The 15,960-nt window shown below is 59.6% G+C and carries 14 protein-coding genes; all 14 read left to right on the top strand.

What is annotated here, in order from left to right:
- The first annotated feature begins 81 nt into the window (after positions 1-81).
- The 14 genes from FHC51_RS19075 to flhe all read left to right on the top strand — a co-directional run bounded on the left by FHC51_RS19075 (position 82) and on the right by flhe (position 15,565).
- A complete protein-coding gene (locus FHC51_RS19075) occupies positions 82-651 on the top strand; it encodes a spore coat protein U domain-containing protein (RefSeq protein ID WP_103822407.1) in 570 nt (189 codons plus the stop codon).
- Between the two features lie 56 nt (positions 652-707).
- Positions 708-1,211, top strand: coding sequence for a spore coat U domain-containing protein (locus FHC51_RS19070; protein ID WP_370463897.1), 504 nt, complete (start codon positions 708-710; stop codon positions 1,209-1,211).
- 16 nt (positions 1,212-1,227) lie between these two features.
- Positions 1,228-1,983 (top strand): molecular chaperone, encoded by a 756-nt coding sequence (locus FHC51_RS19065; RefSeq protein ID WP_220436348.1) that lies wholly within the window; start codon positions 1,228-1,230, stop codon positions 1,981-1,983.
- A complete protein-coding gene (locus tag FHC51_RS19060) occupies positions 1,959-4,340 on the top strand; it encodes a fimbria/pilus outer membrane usher protein (protein ID WP_220436347.1) in 2,382 nt (793 codons plus the stop codon). The genes FHC51_RS19065 and FHC51_RS19060 overlap by 25 nt, the downstream gene beginning before the upstream one ends.
- The gene (locus FHC51_RS19055) at positions 4,337-5,299 is read left to right on the top strand and encodes a spore coat U domain-containing protein (protein WP_220436346.1); all 963 of its coding nucleotides are present in this window, start codon (positions 4,337-4,339) and stop codon (positions 5,297-5,299) included. Before FHC51_RS19060 ends, FHC51_RS19055 begins: the two co-directional genes overlap by 4 nt.
- A gap of 83 nt (positions 5,300-5,382) precedes the next feature.
- Complete coding sequence (tar, locus tag FHC51_RS19050) at positions 5,383-7,038, top strand: methyl-accepting chemotaxis protein II (protein WP_220436345.1); 1,656 nt, start codon at positions 5,383-5,385, stop codon at positions 7,036-7,038.
- A gap of 44 nt (positions 7,039-7,082) precedes the next feature.
- Positions 7,083-8,684, top strand: coding sequence for a methyl-accepting chemotaxis protein IV (tap, locus tag FHC51_RS19045; protein WP_220436344.1), 1,602 nt, complete (start codon positions 7,083-7,085; stop codon positions 8,682-8,684).
- Positions 8,685-8,703: 19 nt separating this feature from the next.
- The gene (cheR, locus tag FHC51_RS19040; RefSeq protein ID WP_220436343.1) at positions 8,704-9,573 is read left to right on the top strand and encodes a protein-glutamate O-methyltransferase CheR; all 870 of its coding nucleotides are present in this window, start codon (positions 8,704-8,706) and stop codon (positions 9,571-9,573) included.
- On the top strand, positions 9,570-10,619 hold the full coding sequence (locus FHC51_RS19035) for a chemotaxis response regulator protein-glutamate methylesterase (protein WP_220436342.1): 1,050 nt from the start codon (positions 9,570-9,572) through the stop codon (positions 10,617-10,619). The genes cheR and FHC51_RS19035 overlap by 4 nt, the downstream gene beginning before the upstream one ends.
- A 16-nt stretch (positions 10,620-10,635) precedes the next feature.
- Positions 10,636-11,025 carry a chemotaxis response regulator CheY gene (gene cheY / locus FHC51_RS19030; RefSeq protein ID WP_032611971.1) on the top strand — a complete coding sequence of 130 codons (390 nt, stop codon included), beginning with the start codon at positions 10,636-10,638 and terminating at the stop codon, positions 11,023-11,025.
- A 10-nt stretch (positions 11,026-11,035) separates the two neighbouring features.
- Positions 11,036-11,680, top strand: a complete 645-nt coding sequence (gene cheZ, locus FHC51_RS19025) for a protein phosphatase CheZ (RefSeq protein ID WP_103822399.1) — start codon at positions 11,036-11,038, stop codon at positions 11,678-11,680.
- Positions 11,681-11,953: 273 nt separating this feature from the next.
- Positions 11,954-13,102 (top strand): flagellar biosynthesis protein FlhB, encoded by a 1,149-nt coding sequence (flhB, locus tag FHC51_RS19020; RefSeq protein WP_220436341.1) that lies wholly within the window; start codon positions 11,954-11,956, stop codon positions 13,100-13,102.
- Entirely contained in the window at positions 13,095-15,173 is a 2,079-nt protein-coding gene (flhA, locus tag FHC51_RS19015) for a flagellar biosynthesis protein FlhA (RefSeq protein WP_114386385.1), read from the top strand. Before flhB ends, flhA begins: the two co-directional genes overlap by 8 nt.
- Positions 15,173-15,565 carry a flagellar protein FlhE gene (flhe, locus tag FHC51_RS19010; protein WP_103822397.1) on the top strand — a complete coding sequence of 131 codons (393 nt, stop codon included), beginning with the start codon at positions 15,173-15,175 and terminating at the stop codon, positions 15,563-15,565. Before flhA ends, flhe begins: the two co-directional genes overlap by 1 nt.
- Positions 15,566-15,960 lie beyond the last annotated feature (395 nt).

The following is a 15,960-nucleotide window of genomic DNA, read 5'->3' as shown; positions in this document are numbered from 1 at the left end:
AACAACAGTAATGGGTGCTAACAATTTGAGCGTTATCAAAAATAGAGGATAACGACGGCGACATTTTCTGGAGGGTGGAAAATGAACAGAAAACTTTTGGTGTTATTGGCGGGATCGGCTCTGGCGATGGCGACAGTTCCGGCACAGGCGGTAACCAGCAGCGGGACCATTGGCGCAACCCTGACCTTGACCAACGGTTGCCTGATCAACGGCTCGCCAAACCAGAACGGCATTAACTTCGGTACGCTGGATTTCGGTACCCATCCGGCAACCTTCTCGACGCTCACCACCCAGCTCACCGGGGCCAATGGGGGCAATACCTTTACCATCCAGTGCACCACCGACAGCTACACGGTTGCCATTACCGGCAATACCAACTCCACCGCGCCGGGAACGGTTGTGGGCACGCCCGGCACGCCGGCGCGCTATCTGGTCAACACCGCGAATACCGCTCAGGGTGTGGCATACAGCCTGTTCAGCGACAGCAGCTTTAACAACGTGATCGCCAATAACGCGCCGATCCCGGTGGCCTCTACCGCAGGCGGGGTTAATAGCTACACGCTCTATGGCCGTATCACCGGCGGTGGCAACAGCGTCACCGTGGTACCCGGCACCTACACCGACACCATAAACGTCAGCGTCACTTACTAGCCGCGCGATTGATGAAGCGCGTGACCGTATCACTCCTGTCGCGGAGTGAGGGGAGGCTGCACGCCGTTTTTGGCCTGGTCGCCCTGATATTGACGACGACCGGCGCCCGGGCGGTGACCAGCCAGTCGTTTCAGGTGAATGCCACCATAACTCCGGGCTGCTCGGTGACCTCCGGCACCGGAGGGGTCTTGGGGGCGCTCAATTTTGGCAGCTACAGCGGGGTGCAGAGCGGCCAGGTCAGCACCAGCTTTGTGCCTAATGGTTCGCTAAGTATCGCCTGCACGCCGGGGGTGGCGCTGAGCATGAGCATCGACGGCGGGCAGAATTACGCCTCGGTGCGCAATATGCAGCGCGCCGGCGGCACCCAGCGGGTCGCCTACCGGCTCTACAGCAGCAGTTCGCTGGGGGCAAACAGCGAAATCGGCGTTAACCAGGCCATACCCGTAACCTATACCAATAGCAATAACATCGCCCTGCCGCTGTTTGGCGTGGCGCTTCTGACGGGCTTTAGCCCGGCCGGGAACTATTCAGATCAACTCACCGTGACCTTGTCCTGGTGATACAGGGAGAACGACCATGAAGGCATTTGCAAGCGGCCCGCTGGCGCTGCTGGTGGCGCTGGGGATAACGGCGCACGCCGCCCAGGGCGCGGCATCCATTCTGCTCTGGCCCATCGATCCCTGGCTGTCGGCCGATACCAACGCGACCGAGCTGTGGGTGCAAAACCAGGGCAACAGCGCCACCACCATGCAGGTGCGCATTGTGCGCTGGCGCCAGGAGGGCGGCCTTGAGCGCTACACCGCCCAGCAGGAGGTGGTCGCCAGCCCGCCGATTGTTACTATTGCCAAAGGCAGCAAGCAGCTTATTCGCCTGATTAAACAGGGCGGGGTGCCGATGGGGGTTGAACAGGCCTACCGCATTATCGTCGACGAAATTCCCCAGCCTCAGGACAATACCACGCCGCAGATCGGCCTTAAGCTGCAGATGCGCTACTCCATTCCGCTGTTTGTTTACGGGCAGGGGATCGAAACCATCAAAGAGGGGGAACATCATGCCTTTGCCGAGCCGCGCAACCTGAGCTGGCGGGTTATCCGCGAAAACGGCCAGCCCGCGCTGCAGGTACGTAACCGGGGTGATGTGCATGTTCGGCTCAGTCAGGTCTCCCTGACTCAGGGCGGACAGAAAAGGAGCATGGCGGACGGTCTGCTGGGGTATGTTCTGCCGGGCAGTGAACGCAGCTGGCCTCTCCCCTCAGGCATCACCCAGCCGGGCCAGATGAGTGCGCAAATTAATGCCAGGGATACCGAATGGCAGTCGGCCCCCGTCAACTGAAACCCACGATGATGATCCTGCTTTGCGTCTCCACGGCAGGCTGGGCCAACACCGGCGACGATGCGCTACCGCCGCCGCCCGCGCCCCAGTCCCTGAACGACGAAGCGGTCTTTCAGCTGGCGCTGATCGTCAACCACTACGATACCGGGCTGGTGGTGCCTGTCACCCGGCGCAACGGCGATTATCTGGTCTCCAGCGCTGACCTGCTGCGCGCAGGCCTGCCGCCGGAAAATGTCCCGCCGGGGGAGGTTAATCTGACGACCCTCGCCGGTGTGCGCAGCGAGTATGACAGCGCCGGGCAGCGCCTGCTGTTGAGCGTGCCCCGGGAGTGGATCTCCGCCCGGGTCACCCCCTTTGGCGGCGAGCTGACCCAGAGCACCCCCCACTACGGCAGAGGGGCGCTGCTCAACTATGACTTCTATACCAGCAAGACCGATCATGCAGGCGGGCAGGCCTCGCTCTGGCATGAGTTCCGCTATTTTGACGAGCGGGGGTCTTTATCCTCCACCGGCTTTGTGCGCAAAAACCTCTCCGGCGGCGGCATGCAGGAGGGATACGTGCGTTACGACACCACGCTGCTGGTCACGCATGAAGATAATGCCACCACCTGGACCGCCGGGGATGTCATCAGCGATGCCGTCAGCTGGAGCAGCAGCGTGCGTATGGGGGGCATCAGCTATGGCCGGGACTTTTCGCTCCGCCCGGATCTGGTCACCTGGCCGCTGCCGGAATTTTCCGGCGAGGCGGCGGTACCCACCTCGGTAGATCTGTTCGTCAACGGCTATCGCGCCGGATCCACCCGCCTGCAGCCGGGACCGTTCACCCTCACCAATCTGCCCTATATCAACGGCGCGGGAGATGCGGTCCTGGTCACCACCGATGCGCTGGGTCGCCAGGTGAGCACCACGCTGCCGTTTTACGTCACCAGCGAACTGCTGAAGGCAGGGCTGAGCGACGGAGCCGTGACCCTCGGCAGCCTCCGCCGTAACTACGGGATTGAAAGTTTTGATTACGGCCCGGCGGCGGGGAGCGGCTCTTACCGCTACGGGCTGACCGACTGGCTGACCCTCGAAGGACATGGGGAAGGGGCCGAAGAGCTGGCGCTGGGCGGTTTGGGCACGGTGGTAAAAATGGGGCGTTTCGGCGTGGTCAATACCGCGTATACCCGCAGCCGGATGCGCGGTGAAGAGGGCGGGCAGGTGAACTGGGGCTACCAGTACAGCACCAGCGAATTCAGCATTGCTACCCAGCACAGCCGCCGGGATCGCGGCTTTGGCAACCTGGCCCTCTACGACCAGCCGACGGTATACGACGAATTCAACCAGCCCATCGCCAGCCTTAGCCGCAATACGGACCAGTACTCCCTGAGCCTTAATCTGGGTGATTATGGCAATATCGGCGCCGCCTGGATTGGGGTGGAGAGTTTCGACAGCGAGAAAACCGAGCTGCTCAACCTCTCCTGGAGCCGCAACTTGTGGCGCAGCAGCAGTATCTACCTTGCCGCCAGCCGGGACCAGCAGCGGGGCGACTGGACGGTCGCCCTGTCGCTGCAAATTCCGCTCGGCGAACGCGACAGCGCCGCCGTCACCCTGGAAAACACCCCGGACGCGGGCAGCACCCAGCGCATCAACTACAACCACGCCATGCCCACCGACGGCGGCTTTAGCTGGAACATGGCCCTGGCGAACCAGTCCCGCTCCCGCAGCTACCAGCAGGCCTCGCTGGGCTGGCGTAACAACAATATTGAAGTGCAGGGCGGCACCTACGGCGAGCGCGACATGATGACCTGGTGGGGCGAGGCGCTGGGCTCGCTGGTGCTGATGGACGGCGAACTCTTTGCCGCCAATAAGATCAACGACGCCTTCGTGGTCATCAGCACCGACGGCAAGCCCGATGTGCCGGTGAGCTACGAAAACCAGCCGGTGGGGAAAACCAACCAAAACGGCTATCTGCTGGTGAGCGGCGTATCCGCCTACTATCCGGCGAGCTACAGCATCAACACCCTGAACCTGCCCGCCGATACCCGGTTAAAAGAGACCGAGCGGCGGGTGGCGCTGCGCCGCAACAGCGGCTATCTGGTTGACTTCCCGATGGAGGAAGAGCGGGTCGCCAGCGTGATCCTGCACGACGGCGAGGGCCAGGATATTCCGCTCGGCAGCCAGGTGCGCCGCGCCTCCCGCGCCCCGGCCACCGTGGGCTATGACGGCATCGCCTGGCTGGAGAACCTGAACGATGTTAACCCGCTGGAGGTACGCACCCCGGAGGGCAAATATTGCCATGTGACCCTGACTCTTGCCCCTAATCCGGACCATAAGCTGCAAACTTACGGCCCGCTGACCTGCAGGCTGGCACCATGAGGCGCCTGCTGCTGTTACTGCTGCTGTTGGTCTCCGGTACCGGCTGGGGGGCCTGTACCGTCAGTACCGTCAACGCCAGCTTTGGCAGCGTGACCTCCTTCGCTCTGAGCGGCAACAACGAGGTACAGACCACCGGCACCCTGGTGGTAAGCTGCGATGCGGTGCTTAACCTGTTGACCAACGACTCCATCACCCTCAACTACACCGGCGCCACCGTCAGCGCCGCCAGCCGCGCCAACCTGAAACGCACCGATAACGCCACCATCACCGATGTTATTCCTACCCGACTGTGCGGTGCGTCGGGCTGCACCGGCACCAGCGAAGTGCAGATCGCCCGCTCTTATACCTGGAGCGGCAGCACGCTGCTGGGGCTGCTGGGTTCCAGGCAGTACAATATTCCGCTCTATTTCCGCACCGTTGCCGGGCAGAACGTCAGCGCCGGGCCCTATCAGGTGACGCTTAACTTCAGCGTTAATTACAACGTCTGCCAGGTGGGGGCAGTGGGCCTCTGCCTGACCCCCCAGACCGGTACGGCGGTGACCAGCATCACCCTCAATATGAACGTCACCAATGACTGCAGCGCCATGACCACCCCGAATATCAACTTTAACAGCGCGCCGCTGGTACAGAATTTCCCCACCATTTACCAGTCCATCGCCGTCACCTGCACCAAGGGCAGCGCCTATACCATCGGCATCAATAACGGCCTCAACGCCCTGAACAATGTCCGGCGCATGGCCAGCGGTAACAACCGTATGAGCTATGAGATCTATAAAGAGGCCACCGCCAACCGCTGGGGCGTCAGCGGCACCGAGCGCTGGGCGAGCGGAGCCTCATCCCAGGTGAGTACCGACGGCCTGCTGCGCACCTATAACTACACCGCCCGCATCCTCCCCAACCAGACCACGCCCCCTGCTGGCAACTACAGCGATACCCTCGTGGTAGACGTCGCGTTCTGAACCGCGCTTTTCCCTTTCGCAAATGTAAAGTTCCTCTCAGTTGTGCCGATAACACCGAGAACAAAACAATGAGAAGGTGTTGTATGTTGAACCGTATGCGCGTTGTGACAATGCTGATGTTGGTGCTGGCTGTTTTCGCTCTGTTGCAGCTCGTCTCCGGCAGTCTCTTTTTCTCTTCCATTAAAGCCAACCAGGACAGTTTTGCGGTTTCGAACGAGTTCCGGGTTCAACAAAGTGAAATCACCTCCACCTGGGATTACCTGCTGCAAACGCGCATCAACCTGAGCCGCGCCTCCGCACGTATGGTGACCGATCCCGCTAAGCCGCAAACGGAACTGATGAATAGCGCCCGCACTACGCTTGCGGAAGCGGATAAACACTTCAAGGCTTACAGCGCCATCCCTCCACAGCCGTCGATGGAGCAGGTGAGCCAGACCATCAATGAGACATACCGGGACTATGCTGCGGCGCTCACTGAACTGATCCAGTTCCTTGATAACGGCAACATGGAGGCCTATTTCGCCCAGGCAACTCAGTCAAAACAGAACGCGCTGGGGACCGCTCTGCGGGATTACGTTACCGCATCCGACGCGCGTAACCAGGCGGCGTTTAATGCCAGCGTGAAGGATTACACCTTCGCCAAATGGCAGATGGGGATCCTGGCGCTCGCCCTGGCGATCGTGCTGGTGGGGGTCTGGTACGGCATTCGCCATACCCTGCTTAACCCGTTAAACCGTGTCATCGACCATATCCGTCACATTGCCAGCGGCGATCTGACCCACTCCCTGACTATCACCGGGCGCAGCGAAATCACCCAGCTGGCCATCAGCGTTGACCACATGCAGCGCTCCCTGAGCGAGACGGTGGCGAACGTGCGTCAGGGCTCGGAGGCTATCTACACCGGCACCAGCGAAATCGCGCTGGGTAACAACGACCTCTCCTCCCGCACCGAGCAACAGGCGTCAGCGCTGGAAGAGACCGCGGCAAGCATGGAGCAGCTCACCGCCACCGTGAAGCAGAATGCCGACAACGCCCGCCAGGCCTCACAGCTGGCGAACAGCGCCTCGGAAACCGCCCAGCGCGGCGGCAAGGTGGTGGATGGCGTGGTGAAAACCATGCACGACATCGCCGGAAGCTCGAAGAAGATCGCCGACATTATCAGCGTCATCGACGGTATCGCCTTCCAGACCAATATCCTGGCGCTGAACGCCGCGGTGGAAGCGGCGCGTGCCGGTGAGCAGGGGCGCGGCTTTGCGGTGGTCGCCGGTGAAGTGCGTAACCTCGCCAGCCGCAGCGCCAACGCGGCCAAAGAGATTAAAGCCCTGATTGAAGACTCTGTCGCACGCGTCGACACCGGCTCGGTGCTGGTGGAGAGCGCGGGCGAAACCATGAATGACATCGTGAATGCCGTTACCCGCGTCACGGACATTATGGGGGAAATCGCCTCCGCTTCCGATGAGCAGAGCCGTGGTATCGACCAGGTGGCCCTGGCGGTATCGGAAATGGATCGCGTCACACAACAAAACGCCTCGCTGGTTCAGGAGTCCGCAGCCGCTGCGGCGCAACTGGAAGAGCAGGCGAGCCGTCTGAAGATGGCCGTCTCGGCGTTTCGTCTTAACTCTGGACCTGCAAGCACGGTTTCATCGCGCGTCAGCCCGCAACCGGCCTCGCCGGTTAACGCACCGGCATATGTACGCGCAGTGGCAACCGGTAAAGATGAGAACTGGGAAACATTTTGATTGTACGTTAAATCGCGGCTGCTGGCCGCTAAATGGGAGCGTGGATGTTAAATCGTATTCGTATCTCGACCACCCTGTTTTTGATTTTGATTCTCTGTGGGGTGTTGCAGGTTGGCAGTAATGGCTTGTCATTTTGGGCTTTTCGCGATGGTTATCAAAATTTACAGGAGATGCAGGGCAGTAATCAGCAGCGCGAGCTGCTTACCCAGAGCCGGGCAGTCTTGTTGCAGGCCAGCACGGCGCTGAATAAAGCGGGCACCTTAACCGCCCTGAGCTATCCGCCCGATGACATCAAGGCGCTGATGGTAACCGCGCGCGGTAGCCTGAAGCAGGCGGATGGCCTGTTCAAAACCTTTAGCGGCCAGGCGGCGATTAGCGCGAAGGACGCAGAGCTGAAAAAAGCGATGCAGGGTGCGTTCAGCCAGTGGTATGGCGATCTGGAGCATCAGGCGACGTGGCTTGAGAACAACCAGCTGTCAGATTTCCTGACCGCGCCAGTGCAGGAATCGCAGGCGGCATTTGATGCCAGCACCGACGCCTGGCAGCAGGAGATCAACAACTTTGTGCAGGCGGCGGGGAATGACAGCCGCAACAGCTACCACATGTCCGGCGTGATTTTCGCCACCATGATTGTGCTGGCGGTGGTACTGACCAGCGCCGCGCTGTTCTGGTCGCGCAAGATGATTGTCCAGCCGCTGGCGATTATCAGCAGCCATTTCGACAGCATTGCCAAAGGCGATCTGGCGCGGCCTGTAGCGGTATACGGCAAAAATGAAATTTCGGCCATTTTCGCCAGCCTGAAGGCGATGCAGGGCTCGCTGCGTGAGACGGTATCCGAGGTGCGTCAGGGCAGTTACGCCATGCACACCGGGATCGCTGAAATTGCCGAGGGCAATAACGATCTCTCTTCGCGTACCGAGCAGCAGGCGGCATCGCTGGCGCAAACGGCCGCCAGCATGGAGCAGTTGACCGCCACCGTCGGGCAGAACGCCGACAACGCCCGCCAGGCTTCTGGTCTGGCGAAGAATGCGGCGCAGACGGCGAAGAAGGGGGGCGAACAGGCGTCCCACGTGGCGAACACCATGAATGAGATCGCCGCCAGTTCGCAGAAGATTGGCGACATCATCAGCGTGATCGACGGCATCGCGTTCCAGACCAATATTCTGGCGCTGAACGCCGCGGTCGAAGCCGCCCGCGCGGGCGAGCAGGGTCGTGGCTTTGCGGTGGTGGCTGGTGAGGTGCGTAACCTGGCGAGCCGCAGCGCCAACGCGGCGAAAGAGATTAAGGTGCTGATTGAAGAGTCGGTGTCCCGCGTTCAGCAGGGTTCGGAGCTGGTGGATACGGCGGCGAAAACCATGACCGAGATCGTCAGCTCGGTCACCCGGGTTAACGACATTATGGGCGAAATCGCCTCCGCATCCGATGAACAGCGCCGCGGTATTGAGCAGGTGGCGCAGGCGGTAAGTCAGATGGATCAGGTGACTCAGCAGAACGCCGCGCTGGTGGAAGAAGCGGCGGCAGCCACGGATCAGTTAGCGGGCCAGGCGGATCACCTTACCTCGCTGGTGGCTGTATTTAATGTCAATGAACGTGTTGAAGCAGTAACAGAAGTCGGGCGGTCGCAGACCGTACCAGTCGGAACCTGAATGTGATTAAGAAGGCGCTATGACATCACCACTGCCCTCAGGGCAATCGTCATTATTGTTACAGATGACACAGCGCCTTGCGCTGTCCGATGCGCATTTCCGTCGGATATGTCAGTTAATCTACCAGCGCGCGGGGATTGTGCTGGCCGATCACAAGCGGGACATGGTCTACAACCGCCTTGTGCGTCGCCTGCGCACGCTCGGACTGGATGATTTTGGTCGCTATCTGGGGATGCTGGAAGCCAACCCAAACAGCGCGGAATGGCAGGCGTTTATCAACTCCTTGACCACCAACCTGACCGCCTTTTTCCGGGAAGCACACCACTTCCCGGTGCTGGCGGACCATGCCCGTCGCCGCAGTGGCGGCGAATATCGCGTGTGGAGCGCGGCGGCCTCGACCGGGGAAGAGCCTTACTCGCTCGCCATCACCCTGGCCGATACCCTGGGTACCGCGCCGGGCCGCTGGAAGGTGATCGCCAGCGATATAGATACCGAAGTGCTGCAAAAAGCGCAGAGCGGTATCTATCGTCAGGACGAGCTAAAAACCTTGTCGCCACAGCAGCTTCAGCGCTATTTCATGCGCGGTACCGGCCCGCACGACGGGCTGGTGCGGGTGCGCAGTGAACTGGCGAATGCGGTGGAGTTCTCCATGGTCAACCTGCTGGAGAAGCAGTACAACGTGGCGGGGCCTTTTGACGCCATTTTCTGCCGTAATGTGATGATCTATTTCGACAAAACGACGCAGCAGGAGATCCTGCGCCGCTTTGTGCCGTTGCTCAAGCCGGACGGATTACTGTTTGCCGGGCACTCGGAGAACTTCAGCAATCTCGTGCGCGAATTCAGCCTGCGTGGGCAGACGGTATATGCGCTGAGTAAGGATAAAGCATGAGTAAAATCAGGGTCTTGTCAGTTGATGATTCGGCGTTAATGCGCCAGATCATGACCGAGATTATCAACAGCCACAGTGACATGGAGATGGTGGCGACGGCCCCCGATCCGTTGGTAGCCCGGGATTTAATTAAAAAATATAACCCCGACGTGCTGACGCTGGATGTCGAAATGCCGCGCATGGACGGCATCGACTTCCTCGAAAAGTTAATGCGTCTGCGGCCGATGCCGGTGGTGATGGTCTCTTCACTGACTGGCAAAGGGTCCGAAATCACCCTGCGGGCGCTGGAGCTGGGGGCGGTGGATTTCGTCACCAAACCGCAGCTCGGCATTCGCGAGGGGATGCTGTCGTATAGCGAGATGATCGCGGAAAAAATTCGTACCGCGGCCAGGGCGCGGGTTGCCACGCATAAGCCGCTGGCGGCCCCGACTACCCTGAAAGCCGGTCCGCTGCTGAGCTCGGAAAAGCTGCTGGTTATCGGCGCCTCTACCGGCGGAACAGAGGCAATTCGTCATGTACTCCAGCCATTGCCGCTCTCAAGCCCCGGTATTCTGATCACTCAGCATATGCCGCCAGGCTTTACCCGCTCGTTTGCGGAGCGTCTGAACAAGCTGTGTCAGATCAGCGTGAAAGAGGCGGAAGATGGCGAACGCGTTCTGCCGGGGCATGCCTATATCGCCCCGGGCGACAAGCATATGGAGCTGGCGCGCAGCGGCGCTAACTATCAAATCAAAATTCATGACGGGCCGCCGGTTAACCGGCACCGTCCGTCGGTGGATGTGCTGTTTCATTCGTTGGCGAAACACGCGGGGCGCAACGCCGTTGGGGTGATCCTGACGGGGATGGGCAACGATGGCGCCGCCGGAATGCTGGCGATGCACCAGGCTGGCGCCTGGACCATCGCGCAGAATGAAGCAAGTTGTGTGGTGTTCGGCATGCCGCGCGAGGCCATCAATATGGGTGGCGTCAGCGAAGTGGTCGATCTTAGTCAGGTTAGTCAGCAGATGCTGGCGAAAATCAGTGCCGGACAGGCAATACGTATTTAACGAGGAGTGTAGTTTTATGGCGGACAAAGAGCTCAAGTTTTTGGTTGTGGATGACTTTTCCACCATGCGTCGCATCGTGCGCAACCTGCTGAAAGAGCTGGGTTTTAATAACGTAGAAGAAGCGGAAGACGGCGTTGATGCGCTGAACAAACTGAATGCCGGCGGCTTTGGTTTTGTTATTTCTGACTGGAACATGCCGAACATGGACGGTCTGGAACTGCTGAAAACCATTCGTGCGAATGCTGCGATGGCCTCTATGCCTGTGTTGATGGTAACGGCTGAAGCGAAGAAAGAGAACATCATTGCTGCGGCACAGGCTGGCGCAAGCGGATATGTGGTGAAGCCATTCACCGCGGCAACCCTGGAAGAAAAACTCGGTAAGATCTTCGAGAAACTCGGCATGTGAGGTACGGGAGATGATGCAGCCTTCGATTAAACCTACGGATGAGCATTCACCCGGCGACATAATTGCCCGCATCGGCAGCCTGACGCGTATGTTGCGCGACAGCCTGCGTGAGCTGGGCCTGGATCAGGCGATTGCGGAAGCGGCGGAAGCGATTCCCGATGCCCGCGACCGTCTGGATTATGTTGTACAGATGACTGCCCAGGCGGCAGAGCGTGCGCTGAACAGTGTTGAAGCGTCGCAGCCGCATCAGGACGAGATGGAAAAGGGCGCAAAAGCGCTGACTAAACGCTGGGACGACTGGTTCGAAAATCCGATCGAACTCTCCGACGCCCGCGAACTGGTGACCGATACTCGTCACTACCTGAAAGCGGTGCCGGACCATACCAGCTTTACTAACGCCCAGCTGCTGGACATCATGATGGCGCAGGATTTCCAGGACCTTACGGGTCAGGTGATCAAGCGCATGATGGACGTGATCCAGGAGATTGAGCGTCAGCTGTTAATGGTGCTGCTGGAGAACATGCCGGAACCTTCCGCACGTCCACAACGCGAAAACGAAAGCCTGCTGAATGGCCCCCAGCTCGACACCACCAAAGCCGGTGTCGTGGCAAGCCAGGATCAGGTGGACGACCTGCTGGACAGCTTAGGGTTCTGATAACCTGCGTTTTGCTGGCATTGCCGGGTGGCGCTGCGCTTACCCGGCCTACAAAACCTGCAATATCATCATATTGTGCGGTCCTGGTAGGGCTGTGCTAGCGAAGCGCCCCCAGGCAAAAACGCCACCTGTAAAGGTGGCGTTTTTTTCCCTCGTTTTCCCTGTCGCAACCGAAAGCCCTAAATCAGCCCTTTTCACGCCCCTAATTAACGCATTGGTCAGGCGCGGCTTTGGCATCATATCGTCCAGACCTCTACCTGCGAGATGCTTGCCGTGGCAGAAGACAGCGACGACAAAACAGAAGCCCCCACACCCCACCGACTTGAAAAAGCGCGTGAGGACGGGCAAATACCCCGATCCCGAGAACTCACCTCGCTGCTGATTTTATTGGTTGGCGTGTGCATTATCTGGATAGGCGGGGAGTCCCTTGCCCGCAGACTGGCCGGCATGCTCTCGGCCGGGTTGCGCTTCGATCACAGCATGGTCAACGACCCTAACCTGATCCTCAGCCAGATTATCCTGCTGATCAAAAGCGCGATGATCGCGCTACTGCCGTTAATCACCGGCGTGGTGCTGGTGGCTATCGTATCGCCGGTGATGCTGGGCGGGCTGGTTTTCAGCGGGAAATCGCTGCAGTTTAAATTCTCCAAGCTGAACCCTTTGCCCGGCATCGCGAGAATGTTCTCCGCGCAGACCGCCGCCGAACTGCTGAAAGCGTTGATGAAAGCGACGCTGATGGGCAGCGTGGCGGGATTTTTTATCTGGCATAACTGGCCGGAGATGATGCGCCTGATCAGCGAGTCGCCATTTACCGCCATGCGCAACGCGCTCAATCTGGTGGGGCTCTGTTCGCTGCTGGTGGTGCTCTCGATTATCCCGATGGTTGGATTTGACGTCTTCTTCCAGATCTACAGCCACATTAAAAAACTGCGCATGTCCCGCCAGGACATCCGGGATGAACATAAGCAGATGGAAGGCGACCCGCACGTAAAAGGGCGTATTCGCCAGATGCAGCGTGCCGCTGCACGTCGCCGGATGATGGAAGATGTACCGAGAGCGGATGTGATTGTCACCAACCCGACCCACTACTCCGTTGCGCTGCAATATGACGAAGACAAAATGAGCGCGCCTAAAGTGGTGGCGAAAGGGGCGGGGCTTATCGCGCTGCGCATCCGTGAAATTGGTAATGAAAACCGTATCCCGATGCTGGAAGCGCCGCCACTGGCACGTGCGCTCTACCGGCATGCGGAAATAGGACAGCAGATCCCGGGCCAGCTCTATGCCGCTGTGGCGGAAGTGCTGGCGTGGGTATGGCAGTTGAAGCGCTGGCGTCTGGCCGGTGGTCAACGGCCTGTTAAACCTGAGAATCTCCCGGTGCCTGCCGCGCTGGATTTTATGAACGAGAAGGACTCTGATGGCTAATCTGGTGGCAATGTTGCGCCTCCCCGGCAACCTGAAATCGACTCAATGGCAGATCCTTGCCGGGCCGATCCTCATCCTGCTAATCCTGTCGATGATGGTGTTGCCGCTGCCGGCATTCATCCTCGACCTGCTTTTCACATTCAACATTGCGCTCTCCATTATGGTGCTGCTGGTGGCCATGTTCACCCAGCGCACCCTGGAGTTCGCCGCGTTCCCGACCATTCTGCTCTTCACCACGCTGCTGCGTCTGGCGCTGAACGTGGCCTCCACCCGTATCATTCTGATGGAAGGGCATACCGGCGGCGCGGCGGCAGGTAAGGTGGTTGAAGCCTTTGGCCACTTCCTGGTCGGCGGCAACTTCGCCATCGGGATCGTGGTGTTTATCATCCTCGTGATCATCAACTTTATGGTTATCACCAAAGGTGCGGGGCGTATCGCAGAAGTGGGCGCACGTTTCGTCCTGGACGGGATGCCGGGCAAACAGATGGCGATTGACGCCGATCTTAACGCCGGTCTGATTGGCGAAGATGAAGCGAAAAAACGCCGTGCCGAAGTGACCCAGGAAGCGGACTTCTACGGCTCGATGGACGGTGCGAGTAAGTTCGTTCGCGGCGATGCCATCGCCGGTATTCTGATCATGGTGATCAACGTGATTGGCGGCCTGCTGGTGGGTGTGCTGCAACATGGAATGGCCATGGGCCAGGCAGCAGAAAGCTACACGCTGCTGACCATTGGTGACGGTCTGGTCGCCCAGATCCCGGCGCTGGTGATCTCCACCGCAGCCGGCGTGATCGTAACCCGCGTCGCCACCGATCAGGATGTCGGCGAGCAGATGGTGGGCCAGCTGTTCAACAACCCGAACGTGCTGATGCTCTCTGCCGCGGTACTTGGCCTGTTGGGCCTGGTGCCGGGCATGCCGAACTTCGTCTTCCTGCTGTTCACCGCCGCACTGCTGGGGCTGGCCTGGTGGCTGCGCGGGCGTGAATCTAAACCGAAGGCTGAACCTGCACCCGTTAAAATGCCGGAAAACACCCAGGCAGTGGAGGCCACCTGGAACGACGTCCAGCTGGAAGATTCGCTGGGCATGGAAGTCGGCTACCGCCTGATCCCGATGGTCGATTTCCAGCAGGATGGCGAACTGCTGGGACGTATCCGCAGTATTCGTAAAAAATTCGCCCAGGACATGGGCTTCCTGCCGCCGGTGGTGCATATCCGCGACAACATGGATCTGCCTCCTGCGCGCTATCGCATTCTGATGAAAGGGGTGGAGATCGGCAGCGGAGACGCCTATCCGGGGCGCTGGCTGGCCATTAACCCTGGCACCGCGGCGGGTACGCTGCCGGGTGAACAAACTATCGACCCGGCCTTTGGCCTGGCCGCTATCTGGATCGAAAGTGCCCTGAAAGAGCAGGCGCAGATCCAGGGCTATACCGTGGTGGAAGCCAGTACCGTCGTGGCAACTCACCTTAACCACCTGATTGGTCAGTTCTCCGCAGAGCTGTTCGGCCGCCAGGAGGCGCAACAGCTGCTGGATCGCGTCACTCAGGAGATGCCGAAGCTCACCGAAGATCTGGTTCCGGGTGTACTGACCCTGACCACGCTGCACAAGGTGCTGCAGAACCTGCTCGACGAGAAGGTGCCGATCCGCGATATGCGTACCATTCTGGAAACCCTGGCCGAGCATGCGCCGCTGCAAAACGATCCGCACGAGCTGACGGCGGTGGTGCGCGTGGCGTTAGGCCGCGCCATCACCCAGCAGTGGTTCCCGGGTACCGGCGAAGTGCAGGTGATTGGGCTCGATACGCCGCTTGAGCGTCTGCTGCTGCAGGCGTTGCAGGGCGGCGGCGGGCTGGAGCCGGGACTGGCGGATCGTCTGCTGGCGCAAACCCAGGAGGCGTTGCAGCGTCAGGAGATGCTGGGAGCACCGCCGGTGCTGCTGGTGAATCACGCCCTGCGTCCGCTGCTCTCGCGCTTCTTGCGCCGCAGCCTGTCGCAGCTGGTCGTGCTGTCGAATATGGAGCTGTCGGACAACCGACATATCCGCATGACCGCAACCATCGGAGGCCAGTAATGCGTAAATTACTCTGGTTACTGGCCCTGCCGCTGATGGCGCAGGCCGCAGGGGAGGGGGCATGGCAGGCCAGCAGTATCGGCCTGACCCTTACCCACCGTGGCGTGGCGGCTTCGTCACGCCCGCTGTCGGCGCAGCAGCCGGTATCGGGCCTGATGACTCTGGTGGCCTGGCGCTATGAGCTCAATGGCCCGACCCCCGCCGGGCTGCGGGTGCGGCTCTGTTCCCAGACGCGCTGTACCGAACTGGACGGGGCCAGCGGCACAACCCATGCGTTCAACAACGTGCCCGCCGTTGAGCCGCTGCGCTTTATCTGGGAAGTCCCCGGCGGTGGTCGCCTTATCCCGGCCCTGAAGGTCCAGCGTAACGAAGTGATTGTGAACTACCGCTAACCCTCTGACCCCATTCCGTCCGCCCGAACGGAATGGGGGTGTCGTTCAGCAGGCTTCGTTATTTTTCCTGCTGTTCTTGCACTGTTAATTTTTCCCTCACTCTTTTCATTAAGAGAATAGCTCTGGAAGTCAATAACCGGAGAATATACTCTACGCGCTGAGATAATGTGATATACATATCAATGATGGAACGCAATAATGCAAAAGGGAGCAGGTATGAAATTGAGCTTTCAGCAAGTATGCATGTTTTGGGGGGTTATGGATGTTTTATATCTGGCAACCGGTAATGCTGCCAACTTACTGATTTAGTGTATGATGGTGATTTTAAGGTGCTTGCGTGGCTTCCATTTCCATCAGATGTCCTTCCTGCTCCGCTACTGAAGGCGTGGTGCGTA

Source organism: Leclercia sp. EC_58, from assembly GCF_019584355.1.
Classification (GTDB): domain Bacteria; phylum Pseudomonadota; class Gammaproteobacteria; order Enterobacterales; family Enterobacteriaceae; genus Enterobacter.
This window is presented reverse-complemented; position numbering and strand designations above follow the sequence as displayed.

Coding starts and splice junctions, on each gene's coding strand:
- flhA (WP_114386385.1), top strand. CDS start 13,095: ATGGCTAATCTGGTGGCAATGTTGCGCCTCCCCGGCAACCTGAAATCG.
- tap (WP_220436344.1), top strand. CDS start 7,083: ATGTTAAATCGTATTCGTATCTCGACCACCCTGTTTTTGATTTTGATT.
- tar (WP_220436345.1), top strand. CDS start 5,383: ATGTTGAACCGTATGCGCGTTGTGACAATGCTGATGTTGGTGCTGGCT.
- cheR (WP_220436343.1), top strand. CDS start 8,704: ATGACATCACCACTGCCCTCAGGGCAATCGTCATTATTGTTACAGATG.
- flhe (WP_103822397.1), top strand. CDS start 15,173: ATGCGTAAATTACTCTGGTTACTGGCCCTGCCGCTGATGGCGCAGGCC.
- cheY (WP_032611971.1), top strand. CDS start 10,636: ATGGCGGACAAAGAGCTCAAGTTTTTGGTTGTGGATGACTTTTCCACC.
- FHC51_RS19065 (WP_220436348.1), top strand. CDS start 1,228: ATGAAGGCATTTGCAAGCGGCCCGCTGGCGCTGCTGGTGGCGCTGGGG.
- FHC51_RS19055 (WP_220436346.1), top strand. CDS start 4,337: ATGAGGCGCCTGCTGCTGTTACTGCTGCTGTTGGTCTCCGGTACCGGC.
- cheZ (WP_103822399.1), top strand. CDS start 11,036: ATGATGCAGCCTTCGATTAAACCTACGGATGAGCATTCACCCGGCGAC.
- FHC51_RS19075 (WP_103822407.1), top strand. CDS start 82: ATGAACAGAAAACTTTTGGTGTTATTGGCGGGATCGGCTCTGGCGATG.
- FHC51_RS19060 (WP_220436347.1), top strand. CDS start 1,959: ATGGCAGTCGGCCCCCGTCAACTGAAACCCACGATGATGATCCTGCTT.
- FHC51_RS19035 (WP_220436342.1), top strand. CDS start 9,570: ATGAGTAAAATCAGGGTCTTGTCAGTTGATGATTCGGCGTTAATGCGC.